This window comes from Bacteroides timonensis (assembly GCF_000513195.1).
In the GTDB taxonomy this organism is placed as follows: domain Bacteria; phylum Bacteroidota; class Bacteroidia; order Bacteroidales; family Bacteroidaceae; genus Bacteroides; species Bacteroides timonensis.
Genome location: NZ_CBVI010000094.1, coordinates 65,857 through 82,216 on the forward strand (window position 1 = coordinate 65,857; position 16,360 = coordinate 82,216).

The window sequence follows — 16,360 nt, forward strand, 5'->3', positions numbered from 1 at the left end:
TCTCTCTCCTTTCTTGCCTTCCTCCTTTCAGAAATTCCCATAATTATAACTTATTATCATTTCCTTCTTTCCTCAAAAAACCGTACCTTTGCGGCGCTTTTCAAGAATAGATAATATTAGGATAACATTTTAAAGTATGAATTCGCCAAACGAATTAAAAGAAATTACCCGGTTTTTACTGGAGTATGCTAATCGTCTTATGGGGTCCGGCGTACACACTTCACGCGTGATACGAAACACCCGTCGCATCGGAAAGTCACTGGACGTAGACGTGAAAATGAGCCTTTTCCAAAAGACCATGGTGGTAAGTGTATGCGACATTGACAGCACGGAAGTCTACAATGAAGTAGCCATTATCCCCGCTTTCCCCATCAGTTTCGAACTGAACGCTGAACTGAGTGCGCTTAGTTGGGAAGCCTACGACAATCATTTGCCTCTGGAGACACTTTGGGACAAGTATGAGAAAATAATATCACGACCGAAGATGGACCCGCTTTGTACATTGTTTCTGGTGGGTTTTGCCAATGCTTCTTTCTGCGCCCTGTTTGGCGGTGACTGGACAGCGCGTCTCATTGTATTCTCCGCAACGCTCATCGGTTTCTATATAAAACAGATTATGCAGAAGAAGAAAATCAATCATTATCTTGTTTTCATTGTATCTGCATTCGTAGCTTCCATGGTTGCTTCTTCAGCGCTTACGCTGGAAACGACAGCTGAGATAGCCATTGCCACAAGTGTTCTTTATCTGGTGCCCGGCGTCCCCTTGCTGAATGGTGTCATTGATATTGTCGAGGGACATGTATTAACCGGCTGCACCCGTCTCATCCAGGCATTACTGCTGGTATTATGTATTTCCGTAGGACTCTCCTGCACTCTTATGTTAATTAGAAACAGTTTATTATGATACTCGTTGATATACTTACGGACGGCATATTTGCCGCAGTTGCCGCCATCGGTTTCGGAGCGATTTCAGATCCTCCCTTGCGCGCTTTTCCTTCCATTGCCTTGCTTGCCGCTATCGGCCATGCTTTGCGTTTTTGTCTGATGACCTATCTGGGAGTAGATATCGCCACTGCATCTCTATTTGCTTCTTTCAGTATCGGTATGGGAAGTCTGGTTTTGGGAAAACGTATCTATTGCCCCATGACCGTGCTCTACATCCCTGCATTGCTGCCTATGATTCCGGGTATGTATGCCTACAAAATAGTATTCTCACTCATCATGTTCATGCAGAATATGAAAGTACCGGAATTGCAAGAAAAGTATTTGATAGACTTATTCACGAACACAATTGTTACTTGTAGCGTCATTTTCATGTTGGCAGTGGGCGCCACTATACCGTTGTTCTTGTTTATCAAACGAGCTTTCTCCATGACAAGACACGAGAAAAATTAAAAGTTGAAAATTAAAATTTAAAAGATTGCGTATGGAAGTTTTTTGGAAAACAATCGCACAATATAATGAAGCAACCTGGATTTTCCAGGTAATTATTACGATTGCAGGTATTCTGCTGACCGTACTACTTTATCAAAAACCGACACTGCTGATAAAGCGGTTGATGAAGGGATATATGGTATTTTTAAATAGCTGGATTTCTATCGTCTACTACATGATCTATTGTGGTGACCGGAATTACAATTATATACTTGCCATATTCTGGGGTATAATTGCACTTATCTGGCTGTGGGACCTCATCACAAACTATACTCCGTTTGAACGTTATCACAAATATGACAAACTGACTTACATACTGTATGCCATGCCATTCCTTTACCCTCTCTTGTCATGGGCACGGGGCATGGAATTCCCAATGATGACCACCTGTGTGATGCCCTGCTCCGTGGCAGTATTCACCATCGGATTGTTACTGGCATTTTCACGCAAAGTAAATCTGCTTGTAATACTTTTCCTTTGTCACTGGGCATTGATAGCGTTTTCTAAAGTGTACATCTACAAAATTCCCGAAGACTTATTGCTGGCAAGTGCAACCGTTCCTGCCATTTATCTCTTCTTCAAGAATTACTTCGACCAGAATCTGCATAAAGAAACAAAACCAAGTGCCAAATATACAAACTGGATTCTAATAGCACTCTGTGTAGCAATTGGAGTATTTCTAAGTATCACGATATTGAACGAATTAGTTGGTTAGAGAATTAAATATGAAGTATGAAGTATTAAGCGCATCATTAATACCTGAACCTAATACTTCATATTTCATACTGATTTCATTCTATTTATTCTTTCCTTGATTTGCTACTGCTTCCATCAATTTCTTTATTTCCTCCGGATCTCCCAAGAAATAGTCTTTCTGCAAATTCAGGTCATCATCAAATTCAAAGACATAAGGTACGGCGGTGGGCAGGTTCAGCTTCACAATATCTTCATCGGAGATATGCTTCAGGTGCTTGATGATTCCTCTTAAACTATTACCATGTGCCACTACTAACAGCTCGTCTGCTGTTTTCAGATTCGGGAAAATCACACATTTCCAGTAAGGCATGATACGTTCGATTGTATCTTTCAGAGACTCGGTACGAGGCAGTTCCGCATCGGGCACTTCATTATAACGCGCTTCAAAGCGCGGATTACGAGGATCATCCTCAGTCAGTGCATGCGGAGCAATATCGTAGCTACGACGCCAGATCAACACCTGCTCTTCACCGTATTTGGCAGCTGTTTCCGCCTTATTCAAACCTTGAAGCTGTCCATAATGCTTCTCGTTCAGACGCCAGGATTTCTCTACCGATATCCAGTCCTGATCCATACGATCCAATACCACATCCAGTGTTTTCACTGCACGTTTCAGGTAGGAAGTATAGGCTTTATCAAACTGGAAGCCATTATCTATCAATAACTGTCCCGCCTTTTTAGCTTCGGCAATACCTTTTTCCGTTAAATCTACATCGGTCCAACCAGTGAAACGATTTTCCTTATTCCATGCGCTCTCGCCATGGCGAAGTAATACAATTTTCTTCATACGAATTATTTTTTATTAGTCGTATAAATAAAACACGCATCTATCGGAACTTGTTCAATAAAAGGGAGGGAGTACTACTTCAGCAGTGAATCAGCATATATGCACAACTTCAGCATTTGTTGAGCATCGTCAAAGCATATATTATTTTCCTTAATATACCTCTCCAATTCCTCCTTATGAGTAGAATTCAGCTTCAGAAATTGCTTCATATTACGAACCTCCTTCTTTTTCCCTTTTTTCTCCACCCAATATACATTATACCGACTTCCTATTTCCAACTTTACAGGAGCATCAGGCGAGAATCCTGCATTGTTGGAAGAATACGTCTTCACATTACCCAACGAAGAGGTACCGCCATATCCCACAGACTTCGGTTTATCACGAACAGTAACTTTGTATTGTACATAAAATGAAGGCTCCGAAGAAAGAATTTCAACTCCACCATCCTGTTCCGGATAAAATACCCGTGCACCAAACTTTATAATATTCACCTCATCAGCATTCGACAATACTTTTGCCTGATTTCCATCCTGCTCATCAATAAAATAGAATTTTTCGCTCGGAAGATGATAATTCATCTTGCCACGAATTTCCATACCATTTCTCATATAGACAATAGCATCCTGATAGGTATCAAAGAGAAAAGGCGACAGTTCCGTTTGTGAATATCCGCCAGAAACTATACCAAACAAACAACTCAATGAAAGAAGTAAATGTCTCATAGTACATATATTATAAGGTGAATAAAAAAGCGAAAAGCTGCCCCGAGAAGTTTAGTAAACCTCCCGTGAGCAGCTTCTCTATATTGTTAGATCAAACTCTTACACGAACCAACGAACGTAGCAGAAGTCCTGACGGTGAGGCAGGTCAGAGTTTTTCGGGAACATACGGTAGGATACTTTAAAGCTACCTGCGTTCTCTAATTTATGTTTCACCTGGAAGGTATAGAGGTTACCCTCTTTCTTCACTACGCTGAACGGCTCAACAGAGTAAACGTGTTGTTTACCGTCACCGGCAGTGTAAGTAGTTACCAGTTCCAGACCGATTGCATCGTTCAAGCCCTTCTCATCAATAACGTAAGTAATGGAATATTCCTTACCGCTTTCGATGGTGGCTTGCTGCAATTCTTCACACGTGTCACAAGATACGACTTCGATGCTGTCCCACTTAGAAACCACTTCTTCTTTCCAAGCAGCAATTTCCTTAGCTTTGGCATTGTCATTAGCAGACAGTGCGCTGAAACGTTTAGCCAGCTTAGTGTAGAACTTGCTATAATAGTCGTCCAACTGACGTTTCATTGTATAGTGAGGTGCAATCTGTGCGATAGAATTCTTGATAGTCTTCACCCAACCTTCAGAGTATCCCTTCTTGTTGCGTGCATAGTACAACGGCAGAATCTCAGTTTCAAGGATGCTGTAGATAGTAGCTGCATCAAGCTGATCCTGATGTTCCTGGTTCTGGTAAGTACGCTTTTCTGTCAGTGCCCAACCTGCACCTTCACGGTAGCCTTCCAACCACCAACCGTCGAGTACGGAGAAGTTTACAACACCGTTCATCAACGCTTTCTCGCCGGAAGTACCGGATGCTTCGAGCGGACGAGTCGGAGTATTCAACCAGATATCCACACCGGATACCAGGCGGCGAGCCAGCTGCATATCATAGTTTTCCAGGAAGATAATCTTACCCAGGAATTCCGGACGACGGGAGATCTCGATAATTCTCTTGATCAGACCTTGACCAGCTCCATCATGCGGGTGAGCCTTACCGGTGAACAGGAACTGTACCGGATAGTCAGGATTGTTCACAATCTTAGCCAGACGGTCAAGGTCAGTGAACAGCAGGTGAGCACGTTTGTAAGTAGCAAAACGACGACCGAAACCGATCAGCAATGCATTCGGGTTGATCTTATCCATCAACGAAACGATACGTGAAGGATCACCCTGGTTCTTCAACCAAGTTTCACGATATTGCTTACGAACATAGTCGATCAACTTGTTTTTCAAAGCCATACGTGTTCCCCAGATTTTTTCATCGGGCACATCATAGATAGCTTCCCAAATCTTCGGGTTAGACTGATCGTACAAGAAGTTCTCGTCAAAGTTAGCAGCATAGAGATGTTTCCATTCGGTAGCGCTCCAAGTCGGGAAGTGTACACCGTTGGTAACATAACCCACATGCATTTCTTCGGGGAAATAACCCTTCCAGATAGAAGAGAACATCTCCTGAGAAACTTTTCCGTGCAGCCAGCTTACACCGTTCACTTCCTGTGAAGTGTTGCAAGCGAAGACTGACATGCAGAAACGTTCGCCTTTATCACCCGGATTATTACGGCCGAGATCCATCAGGTCATCCCAAGTGATACCCATCTTGGCAGGATAACCGCCCATGTATTTGCCGAAGAGACCTTCGTCAAAGTAGTCGTGACCGGCAGGAACCGGAGTATGTACAGTATACAGAGAAGATGCACGCACCAGCTCGATAGCCTGATCGTAAGACAGACCTCCTGCTACATAGTCGCAGATACGCTGAACATTGATCAATGCCGCATGTCCTTCGTTACAGTGATAAACATCTTTCTTGACACCCAGTTTCTTCAGTGTCAAGATACCACCGATACCGAGCAGAATTTCTTGTTTCAGACGGTTTTCCCAGTCACCACCATAGAGTTGGTGAGTGATAGGACGGTCGAATTCACTGTTCATTTCATTGTCCGTATCCAACAGATAGAGAGAAATACGTCCCACATTCACACGCCATACAAACGCATGAACAAAGTAATCCAGATAAGGAACATCCACAATCACCTGATTGCCATTCTCGTCCATCACGCGCTCGATAGGCAACTGGCCGAAGTTCTGAGCTTCGTAGTTGGCAATCTGCTGACCATCCATAGAGAGAGTCTGTGTAAAGTAACCGTAACGATACAGGAAACCGACTGCGCAAAGGTCTACATTGCTGTCAGAAGCCTCTTTCAGGTAGTCGCCGGCAAGAACGCCCAAACCACCTGAATAGATCTTGAGTACCTGGTTCAAACCGTACTCCATGCTGAAATAAGCAATGGAAGGACGTTTTTTATCAGGTTCTACATCCATATATGCTCTAAACTTAGAATACACATCATTCATTCTTTTCAGAATTACTTTGTCGTTTGCGAGTGCTTCGAGCTTAGCATAACTCATTCTTTCTAACAAGAGGACAGGGTTATGACCGACTTCTTTCCACAGAGCAGGGTCAAGATCTCCAAACAGTTCAGTAGCTTCGTAGTTCCAAGACCACCAAATGTTGTGTGCCAGTTCAGACAATTTCTCCAACTCGGCAGGAATGTGAGATTTCACATTCACATCTTTCCAGTTCGGAGTGTTTACATTACTAACTTTAATCTTCATTGTATGATAACTTGATTGATTAATATTCTATTTCTATTTAACCCAGCTGACGCTCCATCGCATGGCGAAGGGCGGAATCGTAGGCTTCATAATAATATTCGATAAAATGCTTCCACAAAGCCTGCTCAGCCACTTGGGCAGCACGCTTGCAAATGTTTTTCACTTCTGCATCCGTCTTTCCGGAGAATGCGGAAATGGTGTCCTTGATGCCATCAGCCACTTCGGAATAGTTATAATCCGAACGGTGAAGTACCTCTACTCCATCATCGATGCCATGCTGATTTTTCAGGCTGTTTACCCAAAGTCCGAATCCAGCCAGGTCGGTCGTGATGGTCGGAACGTGGAAAGCAACACTTTCCAACGGGGTATATCCCCAAGGTTCATAATATGAAGGGTAGACACTGAGGTCTTCTCCCAGTATCAAATCATAATATTGCTTGTTTATAATGCCATCTTTTCCATCGAGATAGCAGGGAACAAAAATAATCTTCACCTTATCCTCAGGATGATTACTCATGCCCATGTACTTCAACATATCCAGCACCTGATCGTGCGTCATGTTATGCAGCCAGTGGGTAATCAAAGGTACTTCCAGCGGAGTAGTGAATTTTTCCTTGCTCTTGAGACGTTGCTGCAGGTCTTCACGGGCATCGCCTACCCAACCCGGCACGTTGATGAATGCCAATACATTCTTCTTCAAGTTCTTATCACGGTTCAACCGGTTCAGCGATTCAAGGAAGACATCAATGCCCTTGTTCTTGAATTCATAACGGCCACTGGTACCGATAATCAACGTATCATCTCCCATATCCGTACCCATCAAGCAATTGGCAACGCGCAACATAGTAGATCTCGCACGTTTACGCTTTCCGGTAAATGTAGCGCCCTTCGGCACAAAATCATCCTCGAAACCGTTCATAAGCACTACATCGGCAGGCTTATCGAGCAATTCCTTGCACTCGTTATTCGTGATTTCGCTCACAGTCGTAAAACAGTCTACATAATGTGCAGTTTGTTTTTCGATGGAATGTTTGGACTGCATGTTGAGCTCTTCCGCCATCTGATCGCCGTTATAGGCAAAGAGATAGTCGTACAGAGGTTTATTGTTACCCGCGATGGAGCGTCCGATAGACGTGGCATGCGTGGTAAAGATCGTTGCGATTTCAGGAACGGCAATCTGCAGGTAGAGGGCACCCATACCGGTCATCCACTCATGCGCCTGATAAACCACCTTATCCGTTTCCGTCAGGTTATAGCGATAGAAGCTCTCCACCACCTTTCCGGCAGCATACGAAAACATAGATGCTTCATCATAATCACCGTATGCATGTAGCGAATCCACCTGATAGTGGTTCCACATCTCTGTATATATTTCATTCTTCAGTGCGAAAAACGGTTGGAAATCAACCAATATAACGATCGGATTGCCCGGAATGTTCCAGCGCCCTATGCGGACGGAAAGGTTATCTTTTGTAAATGCATGCTTTTTCCATGCTGCACAAAGGTTATCGGACTCGATAAACAAAGGGTTCTCTTCCCCCTGCCAGAAATCAGGCCCTATAAAAAACAATCTATCATGAAATTTTGCCTGCAAGGTATTTGCTCGCGTGGACAAAACCGTATAGATACCTCCAACCTTATTACATACTTCCCAGCTTGACTCGAAGATGTAGTCGGGGGTTAACAGCTCTTTAGTCATATTACTTTTAATCTCTATTACTTAATACCGGCTGCAAAAGTACACATTATTCTTTGAAAAATAGCCTATTAATCGAAAAAACTAATGAAATATGCATAAACAATCGTTTGCGAAAAATAGTTAGAAGGACTGAATAGCGCTCCGAACGCCACACTTCAGTAAGCGAAATGCCACACTTCATCAGAGTAAATGCCACACTCTGTATGTTGCGAAGTGTGGCGTTTGCTCTGATGAAGTGTGGCATTTCGCTTACTGAAGTGTGGCATTTGAAAACAATAAACCCAGGATTATCATCGGAATGACAACCCTGGGTTAGCAAATTATTCAGAAATAGATTCTTATGCAACCAGTGCGCTACCAATCAAGAATGTTGCAGCCAAAGCAACGATAGCGTAAAGTTCCGGGAATACGGCAAGGATCAATGTATTGCTGAATACATCGTGACCTTGTCCGATAGCTGCGATACCATTTGCACAAACCTGTCCCTGGCGAATAGCTGAGAACAAAGCAACCAATCCCAAGGCGATACCTGCACCGAGAATAGCGGCAGCCTGAATAGCTGTCATTTCAGGAGTAAGGATACCGAAAATAGTCTGGAACATAAAGTAACCGGCAAAACCATACAAACCCTGCGTACCGGGAAGTGCTGTCAATACGAGGAAGTTTCCGAATGCACCGTCGTTCTTCTTCAAAGCACCGATAGCTGCGTTACCGGCAATCGTCACTCCATAGGCACTACCGATGCCAGACAAACCAATCATTACTGCGATGCCGATGTAGGCAATCAATAAGTTCATTTCCATAATCTTACGTTTTTATTGTTTTAATTTTTAATTCTATAATTGTTATTTTTTAAATGGCTTATATTCTTTTCCGCCTCCTTCGTAACCGGAATTCTTAAAGAACTCCACGAAAGTCAGACGCATGGGGTGAACCATCGCACCCAGTACATTCATAAACATGTTAATGGCATGTCCGATAACGAATATCAGTACCATCACAATCGGACCGACAATCACATTGTCAGGGCTCATGCCCACAGCCAGACTGTTGAATACTCCCGCAAGGATACCTCCCGACAGACCGAGGGCAAACAGACGAACATACGAAAGCACGTCGCCCAGCAAACCTGTAGCCATGTTGTAAGAATCCCACAAACCCAGTCCGATATTCATAAACACGTTCTTACCGGGACTGTTGAAGAGAAATATCATAACGGCAGCCACACCAAGAATGCACAGATGTGCCGTACCACCCAATGGCATCACTTCGGGCAACAGGAATCCTACTCCGCAGGATATCAGCAACACAATCCAACCGATAGTGGCTATGGCATACTTAAAGCCGAACTGTATCGCCTGATTGACTGCTTTCAGTATCATACCGAAGAGAATCTGAACCACACCGAGTATCAGTGACAACTGGAACATGGCATTATTATCCATGAACAAATGCTCCTTCATATACTGCAAGAAAGGTATGTTAATGTCATAGAGGCTCACTCCGAAGAACGTACCCGTCAGCATTCCACAGAAGAATGTAGAGGTAGCCAATATCTGTACCAATGAAAGAATCGGCTTCATCGTAGCACTGATATTCTTGGCGAACATACGGTACAGCGTAGCGGCAAGGAACAGGAACAACCCGTAACCGGAGTCGCCCAGACACAACCCGAAGAACACCATAAAGAACGGTGCAAAGAACGGTGTCAGATCCAATTCACTGTATTTCGGAAGCATGTAGAGTTTGCATATCGGCTCAAACCAGGCAAAGAAACCCTTATTGTTCAATTGGATAGGCACATTATCTTCTGGTGTCGGATTCGTAATCTCATAATAGATATGCTGTTCATCCAACCATGCGGCAATTTCCTTTTCTTTGGAAGCCGGCGCCCAACCTTGCAGCAACATTAGCTTTTCTCCCGCTGTAGCCTCTGTGTTCAATATCACCTGAGAAAACTCTATTTCAGTGTTCACCTCTTTCAAGGCTGCTTGTAATGAAGGTTGCTCCTTCTCAGCAAGCACAGCCAGTTTTTGGTCATTGTCCGCCAAGGCCTGTTCAGTCTCCTGACAAAGTATCTGCACACGGGTCAATGAATAAGGAGGTAACTTTATCTGCTCTGCATCCAAATCTACTTCCACTTCATTCTTAATTACAGTAATGAAATAGATACGTGAGGATACACGATTGATAATCATCGCATTATAAGTTTCTTCCCAAATCTCGTCATAGCTACCTTCCGAACAACAGTAAAAGTTTACCGTAAAGCCGGCATCATGCAGAAGATTCAGACTTTCAGGCTCGAAATCACCCCAGGGTTCCAGGGCGGCTTTCTCCTTCTGATAGTTTTGCAGCTGTTGTTGCAGCTTCGCCTTTTCACTTTGCAACACATCCACTTCGTCCAGCACTTCCAGCCCGCGGGCGGCAGAAGCGGGTGTAGTTTCCTTCGCTTCGCCCAAGCTGTGCAGCATTTTCAGTGTCGCCTGCAAACGCGAAGAAAGCCGGATGCTGTCCTGCAACTCTGCATTATCGGCTACTCCCTGCTGTTTTTCGGCCACGTGCACTACTCCAAGTTCGCGCACTCCGTTCAGAAACACCTCGTACTCCTTATGATATACAAGGAATGTGAGCTTCTTCATTTTTGTAATCATGCTTCTGCCTCCTTCCTACTCTCTTGATGGGATTTCATGATTTTCTGCGATGACTTGGAGAGGTTCTCCTCGTCTTCCATGAAGCGCTTGATCTTTCGCAGAGCATCCTGATAGCCTGGAATCTGCACTTTCTCAAAGAGGTTTACCTTTTGGGTGGTCTTCTTACGTGCATGTTCCAGCAAGCCCAGTTTGGCGACGATAAACTCCCGCTCGATAGCCGTCTGTGCCAACACCTTAAGCAAATGTATGCCGTCGGCATACCATTTGGGGGCATTGAACAGGCTGTAGGGGCGTATTTCGAAATCAACGTTTTCGAGCAGCGGCACCCGTACACCGGCAATCTTCTTCACGCCGAGATGTACATCGCTCACCTTTATCAATGAGGAGTCAAACTCATTCCAAAGGGCGAACATCGCTTCGTAGGCCTGGATTTCCCGTTCCAACTTCTCATCCAGCGCGGCAGCTTCTGATTTGCAGCGCTTCACTTCCATGCGTAGTGCGCTCTCCTTATTCTTGATAATAGGGAGTGTACGTACCCGCACTTTCAGTTGCTTTTCCAACTGCTGGAGGGAAGTTTTATTATATTGAAACTTTATAGCCACTTTATTAGTGATTAGTTGTTAGTGATTAGTTATTTGCTTTTGGCCAGAACTCGTCAACCAATTCTTTCTTGATATTCACTTCTTCCGGACGGAAATACTTGCCGAACAGGCTCCAGGCCACGTCGAGCATTTCTGTCGTATCAAGGTTCACATCGATAGCCAGCAGTTGGTTGGAGTAATCCTTGGCAAATGCAAGGGTACGTTCATCATAGTTCGTCAAGTCGAAACCGTTCTCCAATTTCGTCTTGGCGTTGGCAGCATCGGCGTACAGACGTACAGCAGCATTCATCACTTGCGGATGATCCTTACGGGTCTTCTTACCTGTAACGAGCTGTTTCAGACGGGACAGTGAACGGAATGGGTCAACGATAACCTTACCGATATCCGTATCACGACGCAGGAACAACTGACCTTCCGTAATATAACCCGTATTATCAGGCACAGCATGCGTAATATCGCCACCGGACAACGTTGTCACTGCGATAATGGTAATGGAACCGCCACTCGGGAACTGTACAGCCTTCTCATAGATCTTAGCCAAATCCGAATAAAGAGAACCCGGCATAGAGTCCTTGGAAGGAATCTGGTCCATACGGTTGGATACGATAGCCAACGCATCAGCGTAAGAGGTCATATCAGTCAACAGTACCAATACCTTTTCATTATTGTTCACAGCAAAATATTCTGCCGCCGTCAATGCCATGTCCGGAATCAGCAAACGTTCTACCGGAGGATTCTCCGTTGTATTCATGAAGCTGACGATACGGTCGAGCGCACCGGCGTTGGAGAATACATTCTTAAAGTACAGGTAGTCATCGTTCGTCATACCCATACCGCCCAGGATGATCTTATCCGTCTCGGCACGAAGTGCTACGTTCGCCATTACCTGGTTAAACGGCTGGTCAGGGTCGGCAAAGAACGGAATCTTCTGTCCGGATACCAACGTATTGTTCAAGTCGATACCTGCAATACCAGTCGCAATCAGTTCCGACGGTTGTTTACGGCGTACCGGGTTCACAGACGGACCACCGATTTCCACTTCCTGACCTTCGATGGACGGACCACCGTCAATCGGATCACCGAAAGCGTTGAAGAAACGTCCCGCAAGCTGTTCGCTCACTTTCAGCGTAGGCGACTTACCCAGAAATACGATCTCCGCATTGGTCGGGATACCTTCCGTACCCTCAAATACCTGCAAAGTCACATCGTCACCGGCAATCTTCACCACCTGGGCGAGCTTGCCGTTTACGGTTGCCAACTCATCATACCCTACCCCTGTTGCTTTCAGCGAACACGTAGCTTTCGTAATCTGAGTGACCTTGGTATATATTTTTTGAAATGCTTTTGTTGCCATCTATTTATTTACTATTTGACAATTTACTATTTACTATTCAAATCTCTGCCATCCTATTTTACTATTTTACTATCTACAACCTCCATGCACCTGCATCCGCAAGGCAAATAGTAAATTGTAAATAGTCAAATAGTACATCCTTAGGCTTTACGTTCTTCAATCAGTTCCTGCAACTGCTTACGGAATCCTTCATATTCTTCTGATTTGAACTTCGAGTAGTTCATCTGCTTACAGATATTGATCATTTTCTTAAAATAATCCATTACTTCATTGAAGTTATCGAATTCAAACTCCGTATGACAGATATCAATAATCATGTTCAAGATATCTTCCTGACGCTCCATCGGTGTTACAGCATCAATTTCATCGAAAGCATCCTGTTGCAGGATTACGAAGTCAATCAACTCTGATTTCCAAAACGTTACATGATATTCTACAGGAACACCATCATCACCCAGGATGTTGATCTGTTCGGCAATCTCCTTACCACGTTGCAGGCGGTTTTTGATTTCGTTTACCTTACCGATCCATTCACCATTGATATGAGTTTTGATATATTCCTCAAATTCAGGATATTCGATATATTTAGAATAAGAATCAATCGGATTCACGGCGGGATAACGTTTCTTGTCGGCGCGGTCCTGTTCAAGAGCATAGAAACAACGGGCTACTTTCTTCGTATTTTCCGTTACAGGCTCTTTCAGGTTACCACCGGCAGGAGATACCGTACCGATAAAGGTAATAGATCCCGTTTCACCGTTACCCAGCACCACATATCCGGCACGTCCGTAGAAGTTGGAGATGATAGAAGACAAGTCCATCGGGAATGCGTCAGGTCCAGGCAACTCTTCCATACGGTTGGACATCTCGCGCAAAGCCTGTGCCCAACGGGAAGTGGAGTCAGCCATCAACAATACCTTCAGACCCATGCTACGATAATACTCTGCAATCGTCATAGCCGTATATACAGATGCTTCACGGGCAGCTACCGGCATGTTCGAAGTATTGGCGATAATAATTGTACGCTCCATCAACTTACGTCCGGTATGCGGGTCAACCAGCTCCGGAAATTCCGTAAAGATTTCCACAACCTCATTGGCACGTTCACCACAGGCAGCGATGATTACGATATCCGCCTCCGCCTGCTTTGAAATGGCGTGCTGAAGCACTGTTTTTCCTGTACCGAACGGGCCGGGAATAAATCCCGTACCACCTTCCACGATAGGATTCACGGTATCAATGACACGTACACCCGTTTCCAACAGTTTGAAAGGACGCGGCTTTTCTTTATAATTCGTCATGGCGCGTTTCACCGGCCATTTCTGTATCATGTTCACATGGATGTCATTCCCTTCTTCGTCAGTCAGTACGGCTACGATATCTTCGATGCTGTACTCACCTCCGTCTACGATGGACTTCACGGTACATACGCCCTTTTGAGTAAAAGGCACCATGATTTTCAGGGGTTGGAAGTTTTCATCCACTTGTCCCAGCCAGGCAGCGGCTTCCACTTTATCACCTACTTTCACCAGAGGCATAAAGTGCCATCTGCTTCCCTTGTCCAGCGGATAGGTATATTGCCCGCGTTTCAGGAAGACTCCATCCATCTTATCGAGGTCATTTTGCAGACCGTCATAGTTTTTCGAAAGCATACCCGGGCCTAATGTCACCTCAAGCATGTGTCCGGTAAATTCGGCTTCAGCCCCTACTTTCAGTCCGCGGGTGCTCTCAAACACCTGCACGTACACATGGGTACCTACCACCTTAATCACCTCCGCCATCAGTCGGTCACCGCCGGTCGAGATGTAGCAAATCTCGTTCTGTGCCACCGGGCCGTCAACGACGAGGGTTACCATGTTGGCGATAACGCCACTAACAGTTCCTTTTGTTGCCATATAATTATGTTATTTATTTTATCTGAATTCTGCGGGAATCTGCACTTCATCCTTCAGCGTTGCTATGATGCTGCGGAACAACTGATTACCCTTTTCCTTATCCAAAGAAATCCACCGTTCTATCATTTCCAGTTGCAGCAGAAAAACGAACAGACGCTCTACGGTGAAATAGTTAAAGAAGGTAGCTTCTTCCATCCAATTCCAACGTAACTGGTCAATTTTCTTTTCCCGTTCCACTAACTCTTCGGTTTCACTGATCTTCACCAACTGATCCAGGAAGTCCACCTCCCCCGTCAGTCCGAAATCACGGGCACCGGATGTACGCAAAGCCTCGCACACTTCCGTATCTCCCACTATCAGCGGAGCGATATCCATCTTGAATTTCCGGGCAGTCAGTGCCACCAGCACATTGTTCATTGTCAGATTGAACGCAAACCAGGAAGACACGAACTTATTCCTGCACTTCATTGCATACGCATAGTAAAGCGCGGCCAGACGGTCTTCATGCAGAAAATCATCCTCGGCAGGAGTATTGAAATATTCTGAAATAAAGGTGGAAAGATAGGAAGGAAATACGGCATCAGCCACCTCGTCACCATCTTTGAGCAACGAGATAAACTCAGCCAATTCTTCTGCGGAATAATTTCCACGAGGATCAATGGCGGCATCCTTATCCTTTAGCAATTTCAGAACATTCGCATTGTCAAACTTCAAATAAAACAGATCAATCAACCGTTTATCTTCGTCGGACAAATCCGGATACAGTTCCGCTTTGAAATCAGCTACCGTATAGCTCAGTTTGCTATCCTCCAAAGTGAGTTCGGGCAAACCGGCTACCAAGTAGTAATAGTATTTACTCATATCCTGTGGTTTTAGAACAGCATTTCCACTAATTGCGGACGTAGGAATTCTTTGAAGTAATTCATAAATTCTTCTTCACCGAAGTTTACTTTGTACGAACCATCGGCAGGCGAAACGGTGAACAACGTCTTATTACCATTTACCTGTTCTATTTGCACACCTTTATCCAGCAACGCTTTTGCTTGTGCGGCGAAGTATTTCTTCAGGCCGTCGGCATCAGCGGTAGAGATCACGATAGGCTCGTTCACACTCCATTTGGAAGCCAATGCAACTATGAAGGCATTCAAATAATCCTTATCGGCAGCAAATGTTTTCACATCCGCATTGACAATCTTATCCGTCACAAGTGTAGCGATTTCAGACTTCAGTGCATTCACTGCCTGGCCGGCGAATAATTTCAATTCCGACTTGGTATTTTCTGCCAGTTCATCGGCAGACTTACGAGAAGCAGCCACAATTGCTTCAGCTTCTTTACGAGCGTCTTCCACAATTTTCTTGGCTTCATCTTGAGCGTTAGCGATAAGTTTCTGGGCCTCAGTGTTACCTTTTTCGACCCCCTCGCGGTAAATCTTATCAGTCAACTCTTGAATTTTGTTTTCCATATACACAGGAGTAATTTTAATAATTATATAATTGCGATTTTTTCCCTTTTTATTAGATTCGAGTCCAAAAGTACTAAAATCCCTCAGATAAAAAGGAGAAAGAATGGAATAAAAATGTCCTATTTTTCAAAATAAACCTTTTTATACCATTTTTATTCCGTAAAGATAAGGATGAAGTTGCAAACTAAAAAGAAAAATCTTGCTGAAAAAGGAGAATAGGGTTTTCAAAGAGGAAAAAAGAAGAGTCAATTCACCTACCAGCTCAAAGATGCAAAAGGAAAATTAAAATAGAACCACCTGAAAGGGGTACAAACACAAAAAGCCTCCATATCA

14 protein-coding genes are annotated in these 16,360 nt (G+C 44.3%); 3 read left to right on the plus strand and 11 right to left on the minus strand.

What is annotated here, in order from left to right:
* Positions 1-136: 136 nt before the first annotated feature.
* From BN161_RS17890 to BN161_RS17900, 3 genes are read left to right on the plus strand one after another with little or no spacing between them, the layout of a single operon-like run.
* Positions 137-904, plus strand: coding sequence for a threonine/serine exporter family protein (locus tag BN161_RS17890; protein ID WP_007213453.1), 768 nt, complete (start codon positions 137-139; stop codon positions 902-904).
* Positions 901-1,395: a threonine/serine exporter family protein gene (locus BN161_RS17895; RefSeq protein ID WP_007213454.1), complete on the plus strand. Its 495-nt coding sequence runs from the start codon at positions 901-903 to the stop codon at positions 1,393-1,395. The genes BN161_RS17890 and BN161_RS17895 overlap by 4 nt, the downstream gene beginning before the upstream one ends.
* 31 nt (positions 1,396-1,426) lie before the next feature.
* The gene (locus BN161_RS17900; protein ID WP_007218696.1) at positions 1,427-2,149 is read left to right on the plus strand and encodes a DUF6064 family protein; all 723 of its coding nucleotides are present in this window, start codon (positions 1,427-1,429) and stop codon (positions 2,147-2,149) included.
* 81 nt (positions 2,150-2,230) lie between these two features.
* Here the strand turns inward: BN161_RS17900 and gpmA are convergent, their stop codons facing one another.
* From gpmA to BN161_RS17955, 11 genes are all read right to left on the minus strand, one after another.
* Positions 2,231-2,977: a 2,3-diphosphoglycerate-dependent phosphoglycerate mutase gene (gene gpmA, locus BN161_RS17905; RefSeq protein ID WP_044268939.1), complete on the minus strand. Its 747-nt coding sequence runs from the start codon at positions 2,975-2,977 to the stop codon at positions 2,231-2,233.
* Positions 2,978-3,051: 74 nt separating this feature from the next.
* Complete coding sequence (locus BN161_RS17910) at positions 3,052-3,699, minus strand: hypothetical protein (protein ID WP_044268942.1); 648 nt, start codon at positions 3,697-3,699, stop codon at positions 3,052-3,054.
* 99 nt (positions 3,700-3,798) lie between these two features.
* Positions 3,799-6,363: a glycosyltransferase family 1 protein gene (locus tag BN161_RS17915; RefSeq protein ID WP_044268944.1), complete on the minus strand. Its 2,565-nt coding sequence runs from the start codon at positions 6,361-6,363 to the stop codon at positions 3,799-3,801.
* 37 nt (positions 6,364-6,400) lie between these two features.
* Positions 6,401-8,062 carry a glycogen/starch synthase gene (locus BN161_RS17920; RefSeq protein WP_044268947.1) on the minus strand — a complete coding sequence of 554 codons (1,662 nt, stop codon included), beginning with the start codon at positions 8,060-8,062 and terminating at the stop codon, positions 6,401-6,403.
* 338 nt (positions 8,063-8,400) lie between these two features.
* The gene (locus BN161_RS17925) at positions 8,401-8,865 is read right to left on the minus strand and encodes a V-type ATP synthase subunit K (RefSeq protein ID WP_007213461.1); all 465 of its coding nucleotides are present in this window, start codon (positions 8,863-8,865) and stop codon (positions 8,401-8,403) included.
* Between the two features lie 42 nt (positions 8,866-8,907).
* A complete protein-coding gene (locus BN161_RS17930; RefSeq protein WP_044268950.1) occupies positions 8,908-10,713 on the minus strand; it encodes a V-type ATP synthase subunit I in 1,806 nt (601 codons plus the stop codon).
* Entirely contained in the window at positions 10,710-11,315 is a 606-nt protein-coding gene (locus tag BN161_RS17935) for a V-type ATP synthase subunit D (RefSeq protein ID WP_007213463.1), read from the minus strand. The genes BN161_RS17930 and BN161_RS17935 overlap by 4 nt, the downstream gene beginning before the upstream one ends.
* A gap of 25 nt (positions 11,316-11,340) precedes the next feature.
* Positions 11,341-12,669, minus strand: a complete 1,329-nt coding sequence (locus BN161_RS17940; protein ID WP_029428228.1) for a V-type ATP synthase subunit B — start codon at positions 12,667-12,669, stop codon at positions 11,341-11,343.
* 140 nt (positions 12,670-12,809) lie between these two features.
* Positions 12,810-14,564, minus strand: a complete 1,755-nt coding sequence (locus BN161_RS17945) for a V-type ATP synthase subunit A (protein ID WP_044268954.1) — start codon at positions 14,562-14,564, stop codon at positions 12,810-12,812.
* A gap of 18 nt (positions 14,565-14,582) precedes the next feature.
* The gene (locus BN161_RS17950; protein WP_044268958.1) at positions 14,583-15,425 is read right to left on the minus strand and encodes a DUF2764 domain-containing protein; all 843 of its coding nucleotides are present in this window, start codon (positions 15,423-15,425) and stop codon (positions 14,583-14,585) included.
* A gap of 11 nt (positions 15,426-15,436) precedes the next feature.
* Entirely contained in the window at positions 15,437-16,027 is a 591-nt protein-coding gene (locus BN161_RS17955) for an ATP synthase subunit E (protein WP_044268964.1), read from the minus strand.
* Positions 16,028-16,360 lie beyond the last annotated feature (333 nt).